We start from the raw sequence: 20,967 nt of genomic DNA on the forward strand, positions 1-20,967 counted from the left end.
CCCCTCCAACCTGCCCCCTCCGGAATCGTCCGAACCCACATCGAAATCGACGGGCGCCTCCACGCCGTCGGCCTGCCGGCGATGCTGCTGGCGGGCTTCGGCTCGGGCAACGGCTCGAACGGCGCAACGCCAGCAACGGCACCGTCCGAAACCGACCCCGCAATCGTCGCCGCACCGATCTCGGGAACGCTACAGGTGTGGAAGGCTGCGGACGGCGCGGAGGTTCAGGAGGGCGATCTCATCGTCGTTCTCGAGGCCATGAAGATGGAAACCCAGGTCACCGCTCATCGCACAGGGCGTCTGCGTATCACGGCCGAACAGGGGACGTATCTGAACGCGGGCACGGCCATCGGCTCGATCAATTGACCGAAACTCGTTCGCAATAAGCGAGAATTCAGTGAAAACTCGCGCGGGTTCTTACTGCGCGAGGTCAACGGCACAACCTTTAACGCCATCATAAGCAAAGTGCGCCTGAGCGATATTTTCTGTCGCAGCCCCTATTTTCCCACTCTAAAAACACCCCTTCGCCCAGCATCTTATCAAGCACACTGCCGTAGCATTGACGAATGCCACATTCCGGCTTACGACTGACGAAATACAAAATTCGTTAGTCGTAAGGTCTTGGCAACATGAGCATGGAAACGATCGAGATCGATAGCGCGCGGCAGGATACCGTCATGCGCATTCTCGATGCCGCCGAGACGCTGTTCCGGCATTACGGATACAGCAAGACCAACGTCGCCGACATTGCGCGCGAACTCAGCATGTCAACAGCCAATATCTATCGTTTCTTCGCCTCGAAGGTCGAGATCCATCAGGCGCTCTGCAGCCGCATGCTGGGGGCCAGCTATGATCTGGCGCTGCGCAGCGCTGCCTTGCCCTTGAGCGCGAGTGAACGGCTGCGCCGATATGCGCTCGATCAGCACCGCCAGACCATGGAAACCATGATGGACGAGGAAAAAGTCCATGAGATGGTCATCGTCGCCATAGAGCGCGACTGGCATGTCATCGAACGACACATCGATCGCCTCAACGACTTGGTCGCAAGCGTTATCGCCGAAGGCATCGCTGCCGGAGAGTTTCTGGATCAAGACCCGCATATCGCGGCCAAGTGTTTCGGCGCAGCCACCGTGACGCTCTGTCATCCGCAGATGGCGGCTCAGTGTGTTGCGAAGGAAAATCGCGCCCAGCCGGAAGATCTCGTCGATTTCGCGGTCCGAGCGCTGAAGCCATGACCGACCTTCACGACCACGCCGACGCGGAACACCGGACCGCACGCCCCACACGCAACAGGAATACGACCATGTCGAAACCATTCGCCCCAGCGACCCGCCACGCGGCCATGATCGCTCTGGTCGCAGCAACGGGTTTGCTTCTTGCAGGATGCTCCGAGGAGAAGGCAGAGGTGAAGGCGGAGGTGGTACGCCCGGTGCGGGTGATGACCGTGGCGCAAAACCAGACCAGCCGCACGCTGGACTATTCTGGCTCCGTCCGGGCGCGCACGGAAACCGCCCTAGGCTTCCGTGTGGCCGGCAAGGTGACGGAGCGTCTCGTGGATGTCGGAGATCATGTGCAGAAGGGAGAGATCCTTGCCCGCATCGACACCACGGATTACGCCCTGTCCGTGCGCTCGGCAGAGGCCAATCTTTCTGCCGCCGAACGACAGGTCGAGACGGCGGAACTCTCCCGCAAGCGCGCCGAGGATCTGTTTGCGGCTCAGGTCTCTCCCAAGTCTCAGCTAGAACAGACGCAACTGACCTATAATCAGGCGGTCTCCACCCGCGATTCCGCCCGCTCCGCGCTTGAGCAGGCGCAAAACCAGGTTTCCTACGGCGCGCTACCGGCCGATCGTGACGGGATCGTCACCGCTGTCGATGCTGAGGTCGGACAGGTGGTTGCGGCGGGAACGCCGGTCCTCACCGTTGCGGCCGATGGCGAGAAGGAAGTTCTCGTCGGCGTGCCCGAGACGGATATCTTCGCCTTTACGCCGGGCAAGACGGTCGATGTCACGCTCTGGTCGAGCGCCGGCCTGACGCTGCCGGGCAAGGTCCGCGAGGTCGCCGGCAGCGCCGATGCCCGTTCGCGCACGTTTGCGGTCCGTATCAGCCTGCCGGAAAACGAGCGCGTTCGCCTTGGCATGACGGCATCGGTCACGGCTGCGCAGGAGAACGGCCCTGCCCTCGTCTCCGTGCCGTTGAGTGCGCTCGCCAAGGACGGCGACAAGACGCTTGTCTGGATGGTCGATGCGGAGACGGAAACCGTGCATGCACGGCCCGTCTCGGTCGCCGATTTCACCGGCGTCTCCGTCCGCATCGCCGATGGCCTGAAGCCGGGCGACATCGTCGTAACGGCCGGCACGCAGTTCATGCGCGAAGACCTGAAGGTGAAACTGCCGAACGAGGCACTGGCCCATCAGGCCAGCGCGGAGGGATCGGCCGCAGCCACCCGCTGATCGCTTTCGCAAGACTGCATCGAGCATAACGAACCCCAGCCGAAACGCCTGGCCCCGCCTCTTACCACGCGCTGGCAACCGACAACGGAACGACGTCATGATGTCCACAGGTCCCTTTTCCGGCCCGAAGAACGGCTCCCCGAGCGTTTCCGACGACCGGCTATCGTCCGGCGCAAGCGGTCGTCAGCGGTTCAATCTCTCGCGCTGGGCCATCGGCCATCCGAGCATCGCGCGCTTCCTGTTCGGGCTGATCATTCTCTCCGGCGTGTTCGGCCTCATGAATATGGGCCAGAAGGAAGATCCCGACTTCACATTCCGCGTCATGGTCATCCAGGCGCTCTGGCCCGGCGCCTCGATCGAGGACATGCAGGACCAGGTGGTGAACAAGATCGAGCGCAAACTGCAGGAAACCCCGCATCTCGACTTCGTGCGCTCGTACAGCCGTGCGGGAAGCACCATCATCACGCTGCAGGTGAAAGGCGATACAAATGCCCAGCAGGTCGCCGACGCCTTCTATCAAGTGCGCAAGAAGGTCGGCGACATCCGCTCCGAGTTGCCGTCCGGCATCGTCGGCCCCTTCTTCAACGATGAATTCGGCGATACGTTCATTACGCTTCACGCCCTGATGGGCAACGGCTACAGTTTTCCCGAGCTCAAGAGCTACGCCATCAAGGCGCGCGATATGCTCCTCTCGACGCCCGGCGTGGAGAAGGCCCTCATCATCGGCGACCAGCCGGAAAAAATCTTCATAGACGTCTCCTCCAAGGCGCTCGCCGAACGCGGACTAACGCTGAACGATCTTCGGGATACGCTGGCGGGACAGAACGCGATCGATCCGGCCGGAAATGTCGATACAGGGGACCGCTCCGTGCGCATCTCCGTCGAGGGCGACGTTCGCAAGGTCGAGGACATCCAGAACCTGCGCCTGCGGTCAGGCGACCAGGTCACGCGCCTCGGCGATATCGCAGCGGTGACGTCGGGCCTGGAGGATCCCTTTGCCCGCAAGTACCGGGTCAACGGGCAGGACAGCGTTCAGCTCGGCGTGGTCATGGCCAAGGGCTTCAACGTCATCGACGTGGGCAAGGCCGTGGAGGCGACCTATGCGCGTTTCGAGGCATCGCTGCCCTACGGTGTCGAGATCGAGCAGATTTCCAACCAGCCGGAGGTGGTGAACGAGGCCGTCGGAGAGTTCATGAAGGCACTGGCGGAAGCCCTGATCATCGTCCTCGTCGTGTCGTTCCTCTCGATCGGCTGGCGCTCGGGTCTGGTCATCGCCATCGCCATTCCGCTCGTCCTCGCCGCCACCTTCGCCATCATGTACGAGATCGGCATCGATCTCCAACGCATCTCGCTCGGCGCCCTCATCATTGCTCTCGGGCTTCTGGTCGATGATGCCATGATCGTCGTCGAACTGATGGAACGCAAACTGGACGAGGGGCTCGTCAAGATCGAGGCGGCGAGCTTTGCCTACTCCTCGACCGCCTTTCCCATGCTCACCGGCACGCTGATCACCACGGCAGGCTTCATCCCGGTCGGGTTTGCTGCCTCGACTGCCGGCGAATACGTCCGTTCGCTCTTTTACGTCGTCGGCATCGCGCTGGTGGTTTCCTGGTTCGTGGCGGTCTATTTCACGCCCTGGCTCGGCTACATGATCCTGAAGCAGCGTAGCCACGCCGGCGGGCACCATGACGTCTTCGATACGCGGTTCTACCGGCGCCTGCGTGCCACCGTCAGCTGGAGCGTGCGCCATCGCCTGATCGTCATCGCGCTGACGCTTGGCACGTTCGTCACCAGCCTGTGGGCCTTCCAGTTCATCCCGCAGAACTTCTTCCCCCAATCCTCCCGTCCGGAAATCATGGTCGATCTCTGGCTGCCAGAGGGTACGAGCATCAAGGACGTCGAGGCCCAGACCAAGGCAATGGAAGCCCGTATTATGGAGGATCCAGATAAGCGGTTCGTCGCAAGCTATATCGGCGAAGGCGCACCCCGCTTCTTCCTGCCGCTCGACCAGCAGCTTCGCAATCCGAACTTCGCCCAGCTCCTCGTCATGGCCAACGACGAACCGGCGCGCGAACGCCTGATCCTGAAGCTGCGCGACATTCTTGCCAGCGACTTTCCCGCGATCCGGTCCAAGGTCGATCGCCTCTTCCTCGGCCCGCCGACCGGATGGCCCGTGCAGATGCGCGTCAGCGGCTCGGATAGGGCTGAAGTGCGCCGCATTGCAGACGAGGTGAAGAAGCGGTTCCAAAACAATCCGATGCTCGGTGCCGTCCATGACGATTGGCTGGAGCCCGTGCCCGCCATGCGCCTGATCGTCGATCAGGACCGCGCCCGCGCGCTCGGCGTGACCTCCCAGCGCATCCGCCAGATGCTGCAGACCACAACGAATGGCGCACCGCTCGGCGATTTCCGCGATGGCGAGGAAACCATTTCGATCGTCGCGCGCGAACCGGACGAAAACCGGAAGCTGCTGTCGGCCGTGAATTCCGTCTATATCCCGACCGATTTCGGCGGATTCATCCCGCTCTCGCAGATCGCCAAGGTCGTTCCGGTGCTCGAACAGGGCGTCGTCTGGCGGCGCGACCGGCTGCCCACCATCACCGTGCGCGGTACCCTGCCCGACGGCGTGCAGCCGAACGATGTGGTGAGCCAGATGTATGCCGGCATGCAGGATCTGCGCGACGGCCTGGCGCCCGGCTATAAGGTGGAAATCCAGGGCGGTGCCGAAGATGCGGCGGAAAGCCAAGCCTCGATTGCGGCCAAGGCGCCGATCATGCTGATGATCATCGTCATCCTGCTGATGATCCAGCTGCAGCACTTCGGCAAGGCCATGCTGGTGCTCGCCACGGGTCCGCTCGGCATCATCGGCGCCAGCGCGGCGCTGCTGATCAGCGGCGCTCCCTTCGGCTTCGTCGCCATTCTCGGCGTCATCGCGCTGCTCGGCATCATCATCCGAAACTCGATCATCCTCATCGACCAGATCGATCAGGACATCGCGGCTGGCATGAACCGGATGGATGCGATCATCGGCGGTGCCGTTCTACGTTTCCGCCCGATCATGCTGACGGCGCTGACGGCGGTTCTCGCGCTGATCCCGATCTCACGCGGCGTCTTCTGGGGCCCCCTCGCCTACGCCATGATGGGCGGGATCCTCGTGGCGACGGTCCTGACCATCTTCGTGCTGCCGGCAGCCTACGCCCTGTTCTTCGGCCGCGATCCGAAGCAGGCAAAGCCGGCGCCCGAGCAGGAGACAGAAGGCCGCCCGGACGATCTCAAGGAAATGCCGGCTCTTGCGGCGGAGTGACACGATAAATGTGGCTGCCTTTGGCAGCCGCGTTCGTCACGGGAACGTCTTGAGATACGCGATGACGTCGCGGATCTCCGCCTCGCTCCACAGGCCCCAGAAACGCATGCTCGTGCCCGGCACTTTCTTCTTCGGGCTGTAGAGAAAAGCGGCGAGCGCCTCGTCGTCCCAGACGAGACCTGCGGCGCCCGCGTCCGTCATCGCCTGTGAATATCGGAAATCCGGCACCGCGCCCGCCTTCCGCCCGAAGATGCCCTTCAGATGGGGGCCGTACTTGTTCGTCTCGGCATCCGGCACGTGACAGGAGGCGCAGGTCTGGAAGATCCGACGGCCGTGATCGATGTCTTCCGCATGTGCAACCGGTGCCGCGATCAGGCACATTGCAGACAGCAGAATGGTGGCGGGTGGAAAAGCGCGCATGCTGTCACTCCAGATCGCATGATGGTGTTGAACGCGACACGCTTTCTCGATGATCGAAGGCCGAGGTCGCAAACCGCCGTAACCATTAATGAACAATGGAGATTTCGAGAATACCCGCCTCCGATCCCGACGAAAAACGCTCCATATGTTCATGTTTTTCTAATGTCTGGAACTTGTTGCGAAATCTTGCGTTCTTCGACCGCTCGCACGTCTGCGATACGATCTAAAGGACCCGATGATCATGACAATCCCAGCTTCTCCCTATCGTCCGACCGAAACCGTCTACGGTGGTGTGCCTTCAGTAACTGCGTCTTTGCACAAAGTATCCTGGGGTTCCATCTTCGCCGGTGTCGCACTGGCACTTGCCGTTCAGTTTCTCCTCAATCTGCTTGGCGTCGGCATCGGCGCTGCCGTGATCGATCCTGCACAGTACGATAATCCTCAGGCAAGCACCTTCTCCATCGCCGGCGGCGCGTGGTTTGTGGTCTCTGGCATCATCGCTTCGTTTGTCGGTGGCTATGTCGCAAGCCGTCTTTCGGGTCGCGCCAGCAAGTCGACCGGTGGCTACCATGGTGTTACCGCCTGGGCTGTGACTGCTCTCGTCGTTCTCTACCTGCTGACCACGTCGGTCGGCGCGATCGTCGGCGGTGCCTTTAACGGCATTTCCAGCGTCGTCGGTGGTGTTAGCCGTACGGCTGCCACAGCTGCAACAACTGCGGCACCGGCACTTTCCGACGTTACCAACCCGATGGCCGGCATCGAGCAGCAGATCCGCAATACGACGGGCAATGACCCGCAGGCCCTGCAGAACGCAGCCGTATCCGCCATCCAGGCTGTCGTCACCGGCGACGAAGCTAGCGCCGAAGAAGCCCGCACCCGTGCTGCCGAAGCTCTGGCCCGCGCTCAGAACATCCCGGTCGATCAGGCTCGCACCCAGGTTCAGCAGTATGAGCAGACCTATCGCCAGAACATGGAAGCTGCCAAGCAGCAGGCTATCGACGCCGCTCAGACTGCAACGGCTGCCGTATCGACAGGCGCCATTCTCGGCTTCATCGCTCTCGTCCTCGGCGCCATTGCAGCCTGGTTCGGCGGCGTTGCTGGAACCAAGCGCGATCTGGACGACGTCCGCGCCGTATAAATCCGGCTAACGATATCCGAAACATAAAGCCGCCGGTCGCAAGACCGGCGGCTTTGTCGTGTCTGCTAAGCGATGAATTCGACGGGAAAGCGCGAAACGAGCGTGCAGACGAGACCACCCGGGACGTAGTCGAGCTTGACCTGGCCCTTGAAGTCCGCAGCGAGAACCCGGGTTATCAGCCGGGAGCCAAATCCCGACCGGGTCGGGGGCACGACAGGTGGGCCGTTCTTCTCTTCCCACCGCAGCGCAAAGGCCTGAGCGTCGGAACCATTCGCGTTTTGATCCCAGCTGATCACAATCTTTCCGTTCGGCGACGAGAGCGCGCCGTATTTCGCGGCATTGGTGGCCAGTTCATGCATGGCGAGGGCGAGCGAAAGCGTTTGTTTCGGGGAAAGCGGGAGGTCGGGACCGGCAATGTCGAACTGAGCGGCACCGGCCCGATGCGGTGCCAGTGCCGTTTCGATGACCTCGCGGATACTGCCCTTCTCCTGCGCTTCCCCCATCAGGAGGTCGTGCGCGTGAGCCAGAGTGTGCAGGCGAGCGTTGAAGGTGTCGCGCTGCTCCAGAATCGCGTCGCCCTTCAGCGTCTGCGACGCGATGGCGCTGACCATGGCCAGCGTGTTCTTGATCCGGTGCTGAAGTTCGCCATTCAACAGGGCATATTGGCTTTCGGCATCCTTGATGGCCGTGATATCGCGGACGGTGCCGACGAGCCGCGTTGCATCCTTGCCGTCAACAACCCGTGCTCTGGCGTGAATCCAGCGCTCCGGCCTGTTCTCGCCGGACAGCACCCGGTATTCGACATCAAGATGCCCTTCCCCGAGAGGATCCATGGCCTGCTCGACAGATCGACTGAGGGCCGGTCTGTCGTCGGGATGTACGCGGCTGACAAAAGTCTCGAAGGATGGCTGCTGATCGGCCGGCTGGCCCAGCAGAAACGACGCCCTCGCATCCTCTGTCGTCGAAACGATACGTCCATTGACGAGAACGGCCTCCCAGACACCCATTTCCGCGGAATCAAGTGCCAGTTGCAGCTGGAGTTCTCTCCGTCGTAACGCAATCTCAGCGCGTTTCAGGTCGGTCACATCATGCCCTTCGATGAAGAGGCCGGTTACTTGGCCTTGAAGATCGCGAATGGGCTGGATGACGAAGTTGAGGAAGATATCCTCCTCCCCTCCCCCCTCGACGCGCATTAAGCGGATCAACTCGCCCCGACCTGTCATGGCCTCACCCGTGGCGTAGACACGGTCGAGAAGCGTGATGACCTGCTGGCGCTCCAGTTCCGGCAGAACAGACCGAAAGGGACGACCAACCATCGCGCGGGGGCCAATCAGGCGCGAAAACGCGCCGTTGACGATCTTGACGACGTGATGCGGCCCTTCCAGCGTACAAAGGAAACTTGGAGCACTCTCAAAAAGGCGGCGCATGCTATCGGCCTCTCGCAAGGCCGCATTTTGAAGATCGACGGTGAGCTGTCTCGCCTCTTCCCGGGCGAGTTTCGTCTCCGTGATATCTCTGGAGATCGACAAAAGATGAGTTGGTTTCCCATCAGCGCCGGGAACCGGCAGGACCTGCACATCCCAATAGCGTGGATTGCCTTTGACGGTGACAGCCGATCCCGAAAACCGCGCGGGAATACCCTCCCTTGCAGACGCTATGGCGGCCTTCGCAACATCATTCCCCTCCCCGGTCCAGAAATCTGGCCAAGGGCAACCCTTGATCCCGCTGAAATCGTCCACCCCCATGACCTGCTTCCCGCCATCGCTCATAAACTGGAGATTTCCGTCCAGATCGAGGATCTTGATGCAGTCTCCGGAGCCTGAGAACACAGCGGCTAGAAGATCTGCATTTCCAACGAGTGCCGGGTCCGCGGCCGCAAGTTCACCATTCATGCGGAAGACGGCAGAAGAAACAGTCGCAGGGCTCATCGATATCATGTCCATTATGTAGGAAGCTCGGAGAGCGAGGCGTTCAGGTCAACGCAGTGTCGTTTTATGTTAGCTACAGCGAAATGGATACGGGTAACGGCAGGATTCTCGCGTCTAAGAATCGAGCAAAACGGGAAGGCGATTCTCATATCGAAACATCTCGCGAAGAGTTTACGGGTGGCGCAACCGCGCTCTCGCCTCTCAATAGCGGCGGAACGAGGGCAGAGCCACATTTCGACCCAATACGTATCAACACACTGTTAACTATAAGATTTCTCGGATAGCGTCGTAAATCTTCCTTAGCCGGCGTGCTGCCGATTTCGCTATTTTGCTGGACGCCGCGCGAGAATCGTGGCGTAGCTTAGCGATGAATGGCCGCTAAAACGCACATAGGCCGACAAGAGGGATAAATGGCGCTAAGAGATGACCTGCGGCGGGACACCGCCGGGCAAGAAGATGCCGCCGCAAAGATCATGCGGCATGCTGGAATGCTGTCCAACCAGCTCCAGCAATTGCGCGCCCGTATGTATCCGCCAAAAGCCGAAAAGAACCTGCGCTTCTTTCTGACCAACGAAGTCTCGAAGCTGACATCCATTCCCGATTCGACGCTGAAGCTGCTGTCGATCGAAGGTCGCGGGCCGGTGCCGAGCCGTCTCGAGAACAACCACCGCGCTTACACATTAAACCAGATCAACGAGTTACGGAATTTCTTCGCGGAGCAAAAGCCGGCGGAGGCGCAGCGTTTCCTGCCGCATCGCCGTGGCGGAGAGCATCTTCAGGTTCTCGCGATATCGAACTTCAAAGGCGGAAGTGCGAAGACAACGACCAGCGTGCATCTCGCGCACTTCCTTGCCCTCCACGGATACCGCGTTCTTGCGATCGACCTCGATCCACAGGCGTCGCTCTCCGCCATGTTCGGCGCGCAGCCCGAGGTCGATGTCGGCCCGAATGAGACGATCTATGCGGCGCTCCGGTACGACGAACAGCGCCGTCCAATCCGCGACATCATTCGTAAGACCTATTTCGACGGGATCGACCTGATACCCGGCAATCTCGAAGTCATGGAGTACGAACACGACACGCCGCGTGTGCTTGCCCAGCGCGGCGGCGGCGGTAGCGGCGGGATTTTCTTCGAGCGGCTGAAAATGGCGCTTCTCGAAGTCGAGGCCGACTATGACGTCGTCGTTCTCGATACGCCCCCTTCCCTCGGCTTCCTCACGCTCGGCGCGATATATGCAGCGACCGGGATGATCGTCACGGTACATCCGGCCATGCTGGATGTCGCGTCGATGAGCCAGTTTCTCCTGATGATGGGCGACTTGATTCAGGTTCTGAACGAGAACGGTGCCGAGTTGAGCCAGGATTTCTTCCGGTACCTGATCACGCGGCATGACCCGAACGATCAGCCGCAGTCGCAAGTCGTTGCAATGCTTCGGCATTTGTTCGGTTCGGATGTTCTTCTGGCAACAGCCGTCGAGAGCACGGCCGTGGAGGCGGCGGGGCTCGCAAAGCGCAGTCTCTACGAGCTAGAAATCGGGCAGGTGGGGCGTGACACGCATCGGCGCGCACGCGAGGCGATGGATGCCGTCAATGAAAGCATTCTGGACCTCGTCCGCGATAGCTGGGGCAGAACATGAGCAAGACCAAGAAATCCATCATTGCCAGTTTCGGCCTCTTGTCCGCTGCCGTCGAAGCAGACCCGCAGACGATCGAACAACCGGCCGGCGCAAGTCCACAGGCAATGCCTGCGCTGCCGCGTGTCGGTGCCGGCGTCATCGGTGCCGCGCAACGCTCGATCGGCGAACTGCGGGACGAGCGTGACCGTCTGAAGGCGCTTGTTGAATCGGGCTCAGGCGCGAGTCTTGAGCTCGATGCGTCTCTCATCGACCCCTCGCCGTTTCCCGATCGCCTAGCCGACGACAATGATGCGGACTTCGCGGCCTTCAAAGCGACTTTTGAAGCTGAGGGCCAGAAGATTCCGATACAGGTTCGGCCCCATCCCGAGCATGTCGGGCGGTATCAGGTCATCTATGGTCATCGTCGTCTTAAGGCGGCTAAAGAGTTGAAGCTGCCGGTGCGTGCGCTGGTGGTCGAGATGTCGGACCGCGACCTTGTCGTCTCGCAAGGGATTGAGAATGCGGCGCGCCAGGACCTCACCTGGATCGAACGCGCGCTCTTTGCCGCCCGCATGGACGAGGCCCAAATCAAGCCAAGGGACATCAAGGCAGCGCTCGCCATCGATGACGCCGAACTCGCGCGCATGCGCGGTGTCTACCGCGCGGTGCCGCTGGATGTCATCGAAGCGATCGGACGCGCGCCGAAGGTCGGGCGACCGCGGTGGGGCGATTTCGCAAAGCTTTTTTCCGCGACGGAGGATGCCTCGGCCCTTCTGGGGAAGACCCTGCAGGCCGATGGAAAGCCTGTGGCAAGCTCGGACGAGCGTTTCCGAGTGGCGCTCGCTGCCCTGAAGGCTCCTAAATCACGATCTGAAGACGCGGAGGATGATGTTCTCGCGTTACGGGATCCGGACGGGCAGGATATCGCTCGGGTAAAGGTTTCTTCGAAAGAATTACGCATTGTCCATCTCGGACCGAAAGGCGCTGCCTTTTCCGCTTTCCTGCAGGCTGAAATGCCACGATTGGTGGAGAAGTTCGAGCGTCGGGACGACGAGGACGATTAAAAACCCTGTCACGTGACAGGGTTTCCCCTTTTTAAGGGCTATCGAAACAACGAACAGGAAAGGATGCAGTATCGGTTAAACGAAAGGCCCCCAAGCGGCGAACCACCTGAGAGCCTTTGTTATCTTCTAGCAGAGAAACGATTAGCTCCCTTCGAATCACTTGTCAATGTGAGAACGCCGCTTTGGTGACTGGAATCGTTTGCCCTACGCTTGGAGGCAACGAAAATGGACACGAACTTTGTGACGACGCCCTTTGGGCGGCGGGCGATGACGCGTGCCATGCTCACAGGACAGAGCAAGGCACGCGACGTCAACCCCGCGCATTCCGTCGATAAATGGAAGCTCTACCGCGCTCTGTGCGAGGCACGCGGGCGTCTTGGTATATCCGATCGAACATTGGCGTTGCTCAACGCCCTTCTCTCTTTCTATCCCAAGACGGAGATCTCCTCCGAGACGGGGCTCGTTGTTTTTCCCTCCAACCAGCAACTGTCTCTGCGTGCAAATGGCATGGCCGAACAGACCATCCGACGACACCTGGCGCTTCTCGTGAACGCCGGGCTGATTGCGCGCAAAGACAGCGCGAATGGCAAACGCTACAGTCGTCGTCACCGTGATGGCGAGATCCGCGAAGCATTTGGCTTCTCTCTGGCACCACTTCTCGCCCGGTCATCCGAGATCGAAGCGATGGCTCAAGACGTGATTGCCGATCGCCTGCGCCTTCAGAACGTTCGTGAAAGCATCACCATCTGCCGCCGAGACATCGCCAAGCTCATCGCTATGGCGGAAATAGAGAATGCGCCGGGGGAATGGCCTGCGCATTACCAGACATTCCGTGACATCATCGACAGCATCCCGCGCAATGCTGATATCGATCTCATCACGACAGCGCTTCAAAAACTTCGCGCTCTTCGGGTCCTGATTATCAACACATTGGATACATGGAAAGATTCGAGAATTCTGGGCGGCAATCCCTCTCAGAATGAGCGGCACATACAGATATCAGAATCCGAATCTTCTCTTGATTCTGAACCAGAAACTGTGACGGAAATTGCCGAGAATGTTCGGAGCGACAGTTCATCATCGAGAACGCCAAACGGAACAATTCCGCTTTCACTGGTTCTTTCGGCATGTCCAGCGATTGCGGACTATGCTCCATGCGGGGATATCCGAGATTGGCGAGACTTGTCGGCAGCTGCCAACGTCGTCGGCCGCATGTTCGGGATCAGTCCGTCGGCCTATCAGGCGGCATGTTCGACAATGGGCGCAATTTCAACGGCCGTTGCAGTTAGCTGCATTCTTGAGCGCAGTGAGCATATCCAGTCGCCAGGAGGCTATCTGAGACATCTGACACGACAATCTGAAGCAGGATCATTCTCGGCTGCACAGATGCTGATGGGACTGATGAAAACGAGAGAGCAGGCGATAGCTGAGCTAATACGGAATTGAGATGCGCCGTATCAACCGCTATGGCAATTCAACTATATGCTTCTCAAACCCTGTCAGCTGGCAAGGTTTGCATGAGCTTGGCGAGCCAATCGACGAACACACGCACCTTGTTGCTCAGATGCCGTCGTTGCGGATAGACGATGTAGAGCGGAACCGGTTCGATAGACCACCCCGGGAGAACCTCGACCAGCGCGCCACTTTCGATGGCGCTGTTGATCATGAACCCGGGTGCGACGGCAATTCCGAGACCACCGATTGCAGCATTCACATAAGAACGCGCATCATTCACGGAGAGAATGTAGTTCGGGATGATCTCAATGGTGCGCTCGTCACTGACAAATTCAAGATCGAGAACGCGACCAGACTGTGCCATCAGGTAACCGACAGCGACGTGATCACGGGAAAGATCCTCGGGCTCGCTCGGCGTACCAAACTTCTGGAGGTAGAACGGAGCAGCACAAGCCTTCATAGACATCTCACCAACCTTGCGGGCGATGAGAGATTGATCGGTCGGCGTTCCCCCGCGAAGGGCGCAGTCAACATTCTCGGCAACGTAATCCACAAGCCTGTCGCCAACACCGATATCGAGCTTGATCTGCGGGTAACGTTGGTAGAAGTCGCAGAGGGCAGGGATGACGACGAGATCGGCAAAGGCACCCGCCATCTCCACACGCAACCGGCCACTGGGCTGGGCTTGGGAGTTGCTTAGACTGTTGTCCAACTCATCCAGCTCGGACAGAATCTGGATTGCGCGCTCATAGTAAAGGGCACCATCCGTGGTCACAATCACACGTCGCGTCGTTCGATTCAAAAGCGTGGTTTTCAGCCGCGCTTCGAGGCTCTGGACCAAATTCGTGACTGTCGTCTTCGGCATGCCCAACGTTGATGCAGCACGGGTGAAGTTGCCCGTCTCGACGACACGTACAAAAACACGCATGGCGGAAAGTTGATCCATTTTGAACGTGTCCTGTCTCTACGCTTAGATTGTTCGAATTTCCGGAACATTGATACCGAATAACGGCAGCTTGTGAAGCTGACACGAACAATACTAGATATGACCAACGAAGAGCAAGATGCTCGCACATGGAACGATCGACATGAATGCGCCCTGGCAGACAATCGATATCTCGGCAGAGGTTGGTCCAACCTTGGGTGCACGCGTCTACAAAGGCAAGCACTCGCAGAAGCCTCTTCCGCTCGTTCTCTATTTTCATGGCGGAGCTTTCCTCGGTCAGGAGCGCCCAGAGACGGAGCGGCCCATTCCAAGGGCGATCGCCAACACCGGTGCGGTCGTGGTGGAGGCCGAATACGGCGAAGCGTCGGATTTCTGCTTTCCTCAGGTTTTGGATCATGCCTGTTCGGCACTTCGCTTCGTGGACGAACAGCGCAAACAACTGGGCGGAACGACGAAGTCACCTATTTTCGTGGTGGGGAACGAGGCTGGGGGCAATATTGCGGCTGGCGTCGCACTCAAGGCCCGAGATCGGTTTCCCGGGCGTCTGGCTGGACAGATGCTTCTGTCACCGCTGATCGATCCGCGGATGACGTCGATCTCGATGCGCGAGGCAGACATCGGTCTGCGCGAGCGATGGGCGGATGGTTGGCGGCACTATATGCGGGCCGTCTGCGGCGGGCAGCATCCCTATGCTGCCCCTTGCGAATGTTCGCGCCTCACCGGCGTAGCCCCGGCTCTTCTGGTGACGTCGGAGGACGATCCCCTTCGAGACGAAACCAAGTCCTATGCAGAACGGCTGAGGGGGGCGGGCGTTCGTGTCCGGGAGCAGGTTTTGCCCGCGAGCTTCGGGTGGACCGGGATTTACAGAGAACACATGGGGCCGTGGATCGAGGCGGTAGGCGCCGGATTCTCGGCCTTTGTCGATGAACTCCGATCAGCAGATCGGGCAAGAGTTTAGAGCGGCTCGCTGAGAGCCAAGGAGTTGACCATGACAGCAAAGAACAACCGCTGGGCCCTGATGGGCGCCGGCCTGACCATTGCTGCGTCCGTTGCGGGGGCAGCGTTCTACTTCGAAAGGACGGAAGGGGCCGTGGCCGCGGAACCGGCCGCCGCGGCAGCGCCACAGGCCATTCCTGTGACCGTTGCAGCCGTCGAGACGCGAAACGTCGCGACCTGGCAGGAGTTTTCCGGTCGTCTTGAAGCCGTCGGCCGGGTCCAGATCCGTCCGCGCGTGGCCGGAGCGATCCAGTCGATTGAATTTCGTGAGGGCGCACTGGTCAAGGCCGGGGGTCTTCTCGTCACGATCGATCCCGAACCCTACAAGGCAGCCGTGGCGCAGGCAGAAGGGCAGGTCGCATCGGCCGAAGCGCGGCTGGATTACGCCACCACCGAGCTTGAGCGCGGCGAGCGGCTGACGTCGAAGAACGTGCTCTCCGACAGCGATCTCGCACAGCGTCGCAGCGCCAAAGCCGAAGCTGTCGCTGCCGTGCAATCCGCCAAAGCTGCCCTGCGCGTTGCCGGATTGGAACTCGGCTATACCGAAGTTCGTGCACCGATTTCGGGACGGGTGGGTCGCCGGGAGATCACCGAGGGAAATCTCGTGGCTGCCGGATCCGGATCGCCTGTTTTGACGACCCTGGTGTCGGTCGATCCGATCTATGCCAGCTTCGACGTCAATGAGGATCTCATCGGCCGCACGCTCGCGCAACTTGGCCGAGGCAGCACGGAAACACCGGATCTCGCCCTCATACCCGTGGAACTGGCCACCGGAGCAGGGGAGGGGACGGCCATCCGCGGAAAGCTGCAGTTGATCGACAACGAAGTCAACGCGCAGAGCGGTACGGTGCGGGTTCGCGCCATCTTCGACAATCCGGGCGGTCAATTGCTGCCGGGCCAGTTCGTGCGCATCCGCATGGGCGACCCCACGCCTGAAAATCACCTGATGATCAGCGAAAAGGCCGTCGGGACCGATCAGGACAAGAAGTTCGTCTTCGTCGTCGATCCCCAAAACACGGTTGCCTACCGGCAAATCGAACTCGGCAGTGCCGTCGATGGTCAGAGGATCGTCGAGAAGGGCTTGAACGCCGGCGATCGCATCGTGGTCAATGGATTGCAGCGCATTCGTCCCGGCGCGCTGGTCGATCCGCAGACGGAGGCCAAGGTCGCGCAACAGTAGGCGTCAGACCGGAATAGCCTTCAGCTAAGGGTGCCTCAAGAGAGTGAGGCACCCGGTGAGTTTGCTCAAAACCATCAGAGCGCCGGTCCGACCCGGGACCTGCGCCGCCATGCCATCCATCCATCTGCCCAAACTCGCGGTCGCAACGCCGCGAGCCGGGGCCTTTCGTCTTCTGATCATTCCCGGAGAGGGGCTATGACATGAATATTTCCCGATTCTTCATCGACAGGCCGGTCTTTGCCGGTGTTCTGTCGGTCCTTATCGTCGTCGCGGGCCTGATTGGCATGCGCGCACTGCCGATTTCCGAGTATCCGGATGTCGTTCCGCCATCCATCGTCGTGCGCGGCACCTACCCGGGTGCCAACCCGAAAGTCATCGCGGAAACGGTGGCCACGCCGCTCGAAGAGTCCATCAACGGCGTCGAGGACATGCTCTACATGTCGAGCCAGGCCACGGCCGACGGTGTCCTCACGCTGACGGTGACCTTCAAGCTGGGGACGGATCCCGACAAGGCCCAACAGCTCGTTCAGAACCGCGTATCGCAGGCAGAACCGCGTCTCCCGGCAGAGGTGCGGGCGCTCGGGGTTACCACGGTCAAAAGTTCGCCCGACCTGATGATGGTCGTCAACCTCGTTTCCGCCGGCGGGCGCTACGATCTCACCTATCTGCGTAACTACGCCGTTCTGAACATCAAGGACCGGCTTGCCCGCATCGAAGGTGTTGGCCAGGTGCAGGTCTTCGGCGCGGGGGATTACTCCATGCGCGTCTGGATCGATCCGCAGAAGGCCGCCGAATACTCCCTTGCTGCGAGCGATATCACCACAGCCATTCGCCAGCAAAACGTTCAGGCGGCCGCCGGCATCATCGGGGCATCGCCCACACTGCCCGGCGTCGATCTGCAGCTCTCAGTCAATGCACAAGGCCGCCTGCAGACGCCGGAACAGTTCGGTAACATCATCGTCAAAAGCGGCGCCAACGGCGAAATAACCCGGCTACGCGACGTTGCCCGTATCGAGATGGGCGCTGCCGATTACACGCTCCGCTCCTTGCTGGATGGCGAGCCGGCCGTGGCCGTGCCCGTGTTCCAGGCACCGGGCTCCAATGCCATCGCCATATCCGACGATGTCCGCGCAACGATGGCGGAGCTGTCGAAAGCCATGCCGGAAGGCGTCACGTTCGAGATCGTCTATGACACCACGGAATTCGTTCGTGCGTCGATCGAGAAGGTCATCGATACGTTGCTTGAAGCGATTGCGCTCGTCGTGGTCGTGGTCATCGTGTTTCTCCAGACATGGCGGGCGTCGATCATTCCCTTGATCGCGGTTCCCGTCTCGATCATCGGTACCTTCGCAGTCATGTATGTCTTCGGCTTCTCGGTGAACGCGCTGACGCTGTTCGGTCTCGTGCTCGCCATCGGTATCGTCGTCGACGACGCGATCGTTGTGGTGGAGAATGTCGAACGCAACATCGAGAACGGGCTTGCGCCACGCGAGGCGACCTATCGCGCGATGCAGGAAGTCTCCGGGCCGATCATCGCGATCGCCCTGGTTCTGGTGGCGGTTTTCGTGCCGTTGGCATTCATTACGGGGCTTTCCGGGCAGTTCTACCGACAGTTCGCCCTGACCATCGCGATTTCCACCGTCATTTCCGCCATCAACTCGCTCACCCTGTCGCCGGCGCTCGCAGCCCTCCTTTTGAAGGGCCACGACGCCAAGAAGGACAAGCTGACGATCGTCATGGACAAGGCGTTCGGCTGGTTCTTCCGCGGGTTCAACCGTGCCTTCGGCGCCGCATCCAACGGTTACGGCCGCAGCGTCGGCGGGCTCCTGTCACGCAAGAGCGTGGTCATGGTCATCTATCTCGCGCTTGCCGGCGCCACCTACGGTATGTTCAATGCGGTGCCGGGGGGCTTCGTGCCGGCGCAGGATAAACAGTATCTCATTGGTTTCGCACAGCTCCCCGATGGGGCAACGCTCGATAGAACAGAGAGCGTCATCAAGAAGATGAGCGATATCGCCCTGCAGCAGCCGGGCGTGAAGAACGCAATTGCCTTCCCCGGACTGTCGATCAATGGCTTCACGATCGGCTCGAATGCCGGCATCGTCTTCGCCATCCTCGACGACTTCGAGAAGCGCACGACGCCGGAGCTTTCGGGCGGCGCCATCGCCATGCAACTGAACCAGAAATATGCTGGCATCCAGGATGCCTTCATCGCCATGTTCCCGCCGCCGCCGGTCAACGGTCTCGGGTCCACGGGTGGCTTCAAGCTGCAGATCGAGGATCGCGCCGGCTTCGGCTATCAGGCTCTGGACGAAGCGACGAAGGCGTTCATCGCCAAAGCCTACCAGACACCGGAACTCGCAGGTATCTTCTCGAGCTTCCAGATCAACGTACCGCAGCTTTTCGCGGACCTAGACCGGACGAAAGCCGAACAGCTTGGCGTGTCTGTCACCGATGTCTTCGATGCATTGCAGATCTACCTAGGCTCGCTCTATGTGAACGATTTCAACGCGTTCGGCCGCACCTACAGCGTCCGGGTCCAGGCGGATGCGAAGTATCGCGCAAAGCCTGAGGATATCGGACAGCTGAAGGTTCGCTCGCAGACGGGTCAGATGATCCCGCTTTCGGCGCTCCTGAAGGTGGATGCGACCACCGGGCCCGAGCGTACGACACGCTACAACGGCTTCCTTGCGGCCGATGTGAATGGCGCACCGGCACCGGGCTTCTCGTCCGGTCAGGCCCAGGCGGCCGTCGAGCAGATCGCCCGGGAAACGTTGCCGTCGGGTATCGACTTCGAGTGGACGGATCTGACCTATCAGCAGATCCTGGCGGGAAGCTCCGGCTTCCTCGTCTTCCCGCTCGCTTTGCTGCTGGTCTATCTGGTGCTCGCGGCACAGTATGAGAGCCTGACGCTACCGGTCGCCATCATCATGATCGTCCCGATGGGCGTGCTTGCAGCGCTGACCGGGGTCTGGTTGACGGGGGGAGACAACAACATTTTTACCCAGATCGGGCTCGTGGTCCTTGTGGGATTGTCGGCGAAGAACGCGATCCTGATCGTGGAATTCGCCCGCGAACTCGAGTTCGAAGGACGAACGCCGGTTCAGGCGGCTGTCGAGGCGAGCCGGCTGCGGTTGCGGCCGATCCTGATGACCTCGATGGCATTCATCATGGGTGTTGTGCCTCTGGTGATCTCGACCGGGGCAGGGGCCGAGATGCGCGCCGCCATGGGTATCGCCGTCTTCTCCGGCATGATCGGCGTGACCTTCTTCGGCATCTTCATGACACCGGTCTTCTACGTGTTGGTTCGCAAGCTCGCCGGAAACCGTCCGCTGAAGACCTCGACGGACGCGCACGACACGCATCTGGTTCCGGCTGAGTAGCGGATCAGAGAAACGTCAGAGACGACATGCCGCCGAGCTTAAGGTTCGGCGGCATTTTGCATTCGGAATTCGCCAGTTGGGATGACAAGCCGCAAGAAGCAGTGTTCAATCCGTCAGAGGATTGGACAAACGGAATGCCACGCTGTGAAATATACCCGAAATGCCGCATCCGCGACCTATGTCCCTGATGACCTCGACAGGCGTATCATCGCCCATCTCAGGGTCGATGGTCGGGCGTCGCTGTCGAAGCTTTCGGACGCGTTGGGTGTTGCCCGCGGCACCGTTCAGAACCGGCTGGATCGCCTTCTGGAGACGGGAACACTGCTTGGCTTTACCGTGCGCGTGCGCGAAGATTTCGATGCGCAGACCATCCATGCGGTCATGATGATCGAGGTTGTTGGAAAATCGACAACGCAGGTCATTCGTCGTTTGCGCGACATTCCGGAGATCTATGCGCTCCACACGACCAACGGCAATTGGGATCTCGTCGCCAATATGCGGTCCGCTACCTTGTCGGATTTCGACCGAGTGCTGCGCGAGGTGCGGATGATCGAAGGCGTGTCGAACAGCGAGACGAGCCTGCTTTTAAGCAGTGTATGAGAAGGGGAGGGGAGGCGATGAGCGTCTATCGGCGGCTTGAGGAACTAGGGTTGGTCTTGCCTGTGCCGCTGGCACCCGGCGGTAATTATGTGCCGGCTAAGAGAGCCGGTGACATGCTCTATCTGGCAGGGCAGGGGGCGGCGCGTGCCGAGGGTGGATGGCACACCGGCAAGGTCGGTCGCGATGTTTCGATCGAGGAGGCCCGCGCCCATGCCCGCATCGTTGCGTTGCAGGTTTTGTCGACCGTGCAGCACGCGGTTGGCGATCTCGACGTGGTCGAGGTCGTCAAGGTTTTCGGCATGGTCAATGCCGTGCCGGAGTTCACCGAGCACCCCTTCGTCATCAACGGCTTTTCGGACCTGCTGATCGAGGTCATGGGCGAAGACGGTCGCCATGCGCGGTCGGCCATCGGCATGGGCTCGCTTCCCAATGGCATGACGGTCGAGATCGAGACGATCCTCAGGATCAAGGGCTGAAGCATCGAG

The 20,967-nt window shown here is 60.3% G+C and carries 16 protein-coding genes and 1 pseudogene; 13 read left to right on the forward strand and 4 right to left on the reverse strand.

Annotation, left to right across the window (positions count from 1 at the left end; translation table 11 throughout):
* The 4 genes from G8E10_RS24605 to G8E10_RS24620 form a co-directional block, all read left to right on the forward strand.
* The coding region (locus G8E10_RS24605; protein WP_167131037.1) for an acyl-CoA carboxylase biotin carboxyl carrier protein subunit at positions 1 to 366 on the forward strand (366 nt) is incomplete at its 5' end.
* A 263-nt stretch (positions 367 to 629) separates the two neighbouring features.
* Positions 630 to 1,235, forward strand: coding sequence for a TetR/AcrR family transcriptional regulator (locus G8E10_RS24610; protein WP_110801507.1), 606 nt, complete (start codon positions 630 to 632; stop codon positions 1,233 to 1,235).
* Between the two features lie 68 nt (positions 1,236 to 1,303).
* On the forward strand, positions 1,304 to 2,452 hold the full coding sequence (locus tag G8E10_RS24615; protein ID WP_110801718.1) for an efflux RND transporter periplasmic adaptor subunit: 1,149 nt from the start codon (positions 1,304 to 1,306) through the stop codon (positions 2,450 to 2,452).
* Positions 2,453 to 2,552: 100 nt separating this feature from the next.
* A complete protein-coding gene (locus G8E10_RS24620; protein ID WP_110801717.1) occupies positions 2,553 to 5,756 on the forward strand; it encodes an efflux RND transporter permease subunit in 3,204 nt (1,067 codons plus the stop codon).
* Positions 5,757 to 5,792: 36 nt separating this feature from the next.
* Here the strand turns inward: G8E10_RS24620 and G8E10_RS24625 are convergent, their stop codons facing one another.
* A complete protein-coding gene (locus G8E10_RS24625) occupies positions 5,793 to 6,176 on the reverse strand; it encodes a c-type cytochrome (protein ID WP_110801506.1) in 384 nt (127 codons plus the stop codon).
* 241 nt (positions 6,177 to 6,417) lie between these two features.
* On the opposite strand from G8E10_RS24625, the gene G8E10_RS24630 reads away from it, so the two are divergent.
* Positions 6,418 to 7,314 carry a flagellar export protein FliJ gene (locus tag G8E10_RS24630; RefSeq protein WP_110801716.1) on the forward strand — a complete coding sequence of 299 codons (897 nt, stop codon included), beginning with the start codon at positions 6,418 to 6,420 and terminating at the stop codon, positions 7,312 to 7,314.
* 65 nt (positions 7,315 to 7,379) lie between these two features.
* Here G8E10_RS24630 and G8E10_RS24635 read toward each other — a convergent pair whose 3' ends face one another.
* Positions 7,380 to 8,741 carry a sensor histidine kinase gene (locus G8E10_RS24635; protein WP_281517801.1) on the reverse strand — a complete coding sequence of 454 codons (1,362 nt, stop codon included), beginning with the start codon at positions 8,739 to 8,741 and terminating at the stop codon, positions 7,380 to 7,382.
* A gap of 114 nt (positions 8,742 to 8,855) precedes the next feature.
* A pseudogene (locus G8E10_RS26380) lies at positions 8,856 to 9,257 on the reverse strand (PAS domain-containing protein); the annotation flags it as partial.
* A 395-nt stretch (positions 9,258 to 9,652) separates the two neighbouring features.
* Here G8E10_RS26380 and repA point away from each other — a divergent pair.
* The 3 genes from repA to repC all read left to right on the forward strand — a co-directional run bounded on the left by repA (position 9,653) and on the right by repC (position 13,368).
* Positions 9,653 to 10,879, forward strand: coding sequence for a plasmid partitioning protein RepA (gene repA / locus G8E10_RS24640; protein WP_110729309.1), 1,227 nt, complete (start codon positions 9,653 to 9,655; stop codon positions 10,877 to 10,879).
* Positions 10,876 to 11,922 carry a plasmid partitioning protein RepB gene (repB, locus tag G8E10_RS24645; RefSeq protein ID WP_110801504.1) on the forward strand — a complete coding sequence of 349 codons (1,047 nt, stop codon included), beginning with the start codon at positions 10,876 to 10,878 and terminating at the stop codon, positions 11,920 to 11,922. Before repA ends, repB begins: the two co-directional genes overlap by 4 nt.
* 225 nt (positions 11,923 to 12,147) lie before the next feature.
* On the forward strand, positions 12,148 to 13,368 hold the full coding sequence (gene repC, locus G8E10_RS24650) for a plasmid replication protein RepC (protein ID WP_110801503.1): 1,221 nt from the start codon (positions 12,148 to 12,150) through the stop codon (positions 13,366 to 13,368).
* A 43-nt stretch (positions 13,369 to 13,411) separates the two neighbouring features.
* Here repC and G8E10_RS24655 read toward each other — a convergent pair whose 3' ends face one another.
* Positions 13,412 to 14,323 (reverse strand): LysR family transcriptional regulator, encoded by a 912-nt coding sequence (locus G8E10_RS24655; RefSeq protein ID WP_110801502.1) that lies wholly within the window; start codon positions 14,321 to 14,323, stop codon positions 13,412 to 13,414.
* Positions 14,324 to 14,465: 142 nt separating this feature from the next.
* Between G8E10_RS24655 and G8E10_RS24660 the strand changes: the two genes are divergently transcribed.
* From G8E10_RS24660 to G8E10_RS24680, 5 genes are all read left to right on the forward strand, one after another.
* A complete protein-coding gene (locus G8E10_RS24660; protein ID WP_110807803.1) occupies positions 14,466 to 15,281 on the forward strand; it encodes an alpha/beta hydrolase in 816 nt (271 codons plus the stop codon).
* Positions 15,282 to 15,311: 30 nt separating this feature from the next.
* Entirely contained in the window at positions 15,312 to 16,499 is a 1,188-nt protein-coding gene (locus tag G8E10_RS24665; protein ID WP_110801501.1) for an efflux RND transporter periplasmic adaptor subunit, read from the forward strand.
* Between the two features lie 200 nt (positions 16,500 to 16,699).
* Positions 16,700 to 19,882 carry an efflux RND transporter permease subunit gene (locus tag G8E10_RS24670; RefSeq protein ID WP_110801500.1) on the forward strand — a complete coding sequence of 1,061 codons (3,183 nt, stop codon included), beginning with the start codon at positions 16,700 to 16,702 and terminating at the stop codon, positions 19,880 to 19,882.
* Between the two features lie 144 nt (positions 19,883 to 20,026).
* Positions 20,027 to 20,482 (forward strand): Lrp/AsnC family transcriptional regulator, encoded by a 456-nt coding sequence (locus G8E10_RS24675; protein WP_245420129.1) that lies wholly within the window; start codon positions 20,027 to 20,029, stop codon positions 20,480 to 20,482.
* Complete coding sequence (locus G8E10_RS24680; RefSeq protein ID WP_245420128.1) at positions 20,479 to 20,958, forward strand: RidA family protein; 480 nt, start codon at positions 20,479 to 20,481, stop codon at positions 20,956 to 20,958. The genes G8E10_RS24675 and G8E10_RS24680 overlap by 4 nt, the downstream gene beginning before the upstream one ends.
* The last annotated feature ends 9 nt before the right edge of the window (positions 20,959 to 20,967 follow it).

Origin of the sequence: Ferranicluibacter rubi (assembly GCF_011603255.1) — a bacterium.
In the GTDB taxonomy this organism is placed as follows: Bacteria; Pseudomonadota; Alphaproteobacteria; order Rhizobiales; family Rhizobiaceae; genus Ferranicluibacter; species Ferranicluibacter rubi.

Coding starts and splice junctions, on each gene's coding strand:
- G8E10_RS24625 (WP_110801506.1), bottom strand. CDS start 6,176: ATGCGCGCTTTTCCACCCGCCACCATTCTGCTGTCTGCAATGTGCCTG.
- repC (WP_110801503.1), top strand. CDS start 12,148: ATGGACACGAACTTTGTGACGACGCCCTTTGGGCGGCGGGCGATGACG.
- repB (WP_110801504.1), top strand. CDS start 10,876: ATGAGCAAGACCAAGAAATCCATCATTGCCAGTTTCGGCCTCTTGTCC.
- G8E10_RS24665 (WP_110801501.1), top strand. CDS start 15,312: ATGACAGCAAAGAACAACCGCTGGGCCCTGATGGGCGCCGGCCTGACC.
- G8E10_RS24670 (WP_110801500.1), top strand. CDS start 16,700: ATGAATATTTCCCGATTCTTCATCGACAGGCCGGTCTTTGCCGGTGTT.
- G8E10_RS24680 (WP_245420128.1), top strand. CDS start 20,479: ATGAGAAGGGGAGGGGAGGCGATGAGCGTCTATCGGCGGCTTGAGGAA.
- G8E10_RS24635 (WP_281517801.1), bottom strand. CDS start 8,741: ATGCGCCGCCTTTTTGAGAGTGCTCCAAGTTTCCTTTGTACGCTGGAA.
- G8E10_RS24630 (WP_110801716.1), top strand. CDS start 6,418: ATGACAATCCCAGCTTCTCCCTATCGTCCGACCGAAACCGTCTACGGT.
- repA (WP_110729309.1), top strand. CDS start 9,653: ATGGCGCTAAGAGATGACCTGCGGCGGGACACCGCCGGGCAAGAAGAT.
- G8E10_RS24620 (WP_110801717.1), top strand. CDS start 2,553: ATGTCCACAGGTCCCTTTTCCGGCCCGAAGAACGGCTCCCCGAGCGTT.
- G8E10_RS24615 (WP_110801718.1), top strand. CDS start 1,304: ATGTCGAAACCATTCGCCCCAGCGACCCGCCACGCGGCCATGATCGCT.
- G8E10_RS24655 (WP_110801502.1), bottom strand. CDS start 14,323: ATGGATCAACTTTCCGCCATGCGTGTTTTTGTACGTGTCGTCGAGACG.
- G8E10_RS24610 (WP_110801507.1), top strand. CDS start 630: ATGAGCATGGAAACGATCGAGATCGATAGCGCGCGGCAGGATACCGTC.
- G8E10_RS24660 (WP_110807803.1), top strand. CDS start 14,466: ATGAATGCGCCCTGGCAGACAATCGATATCTCGGCAGAGGTTGGTCCA.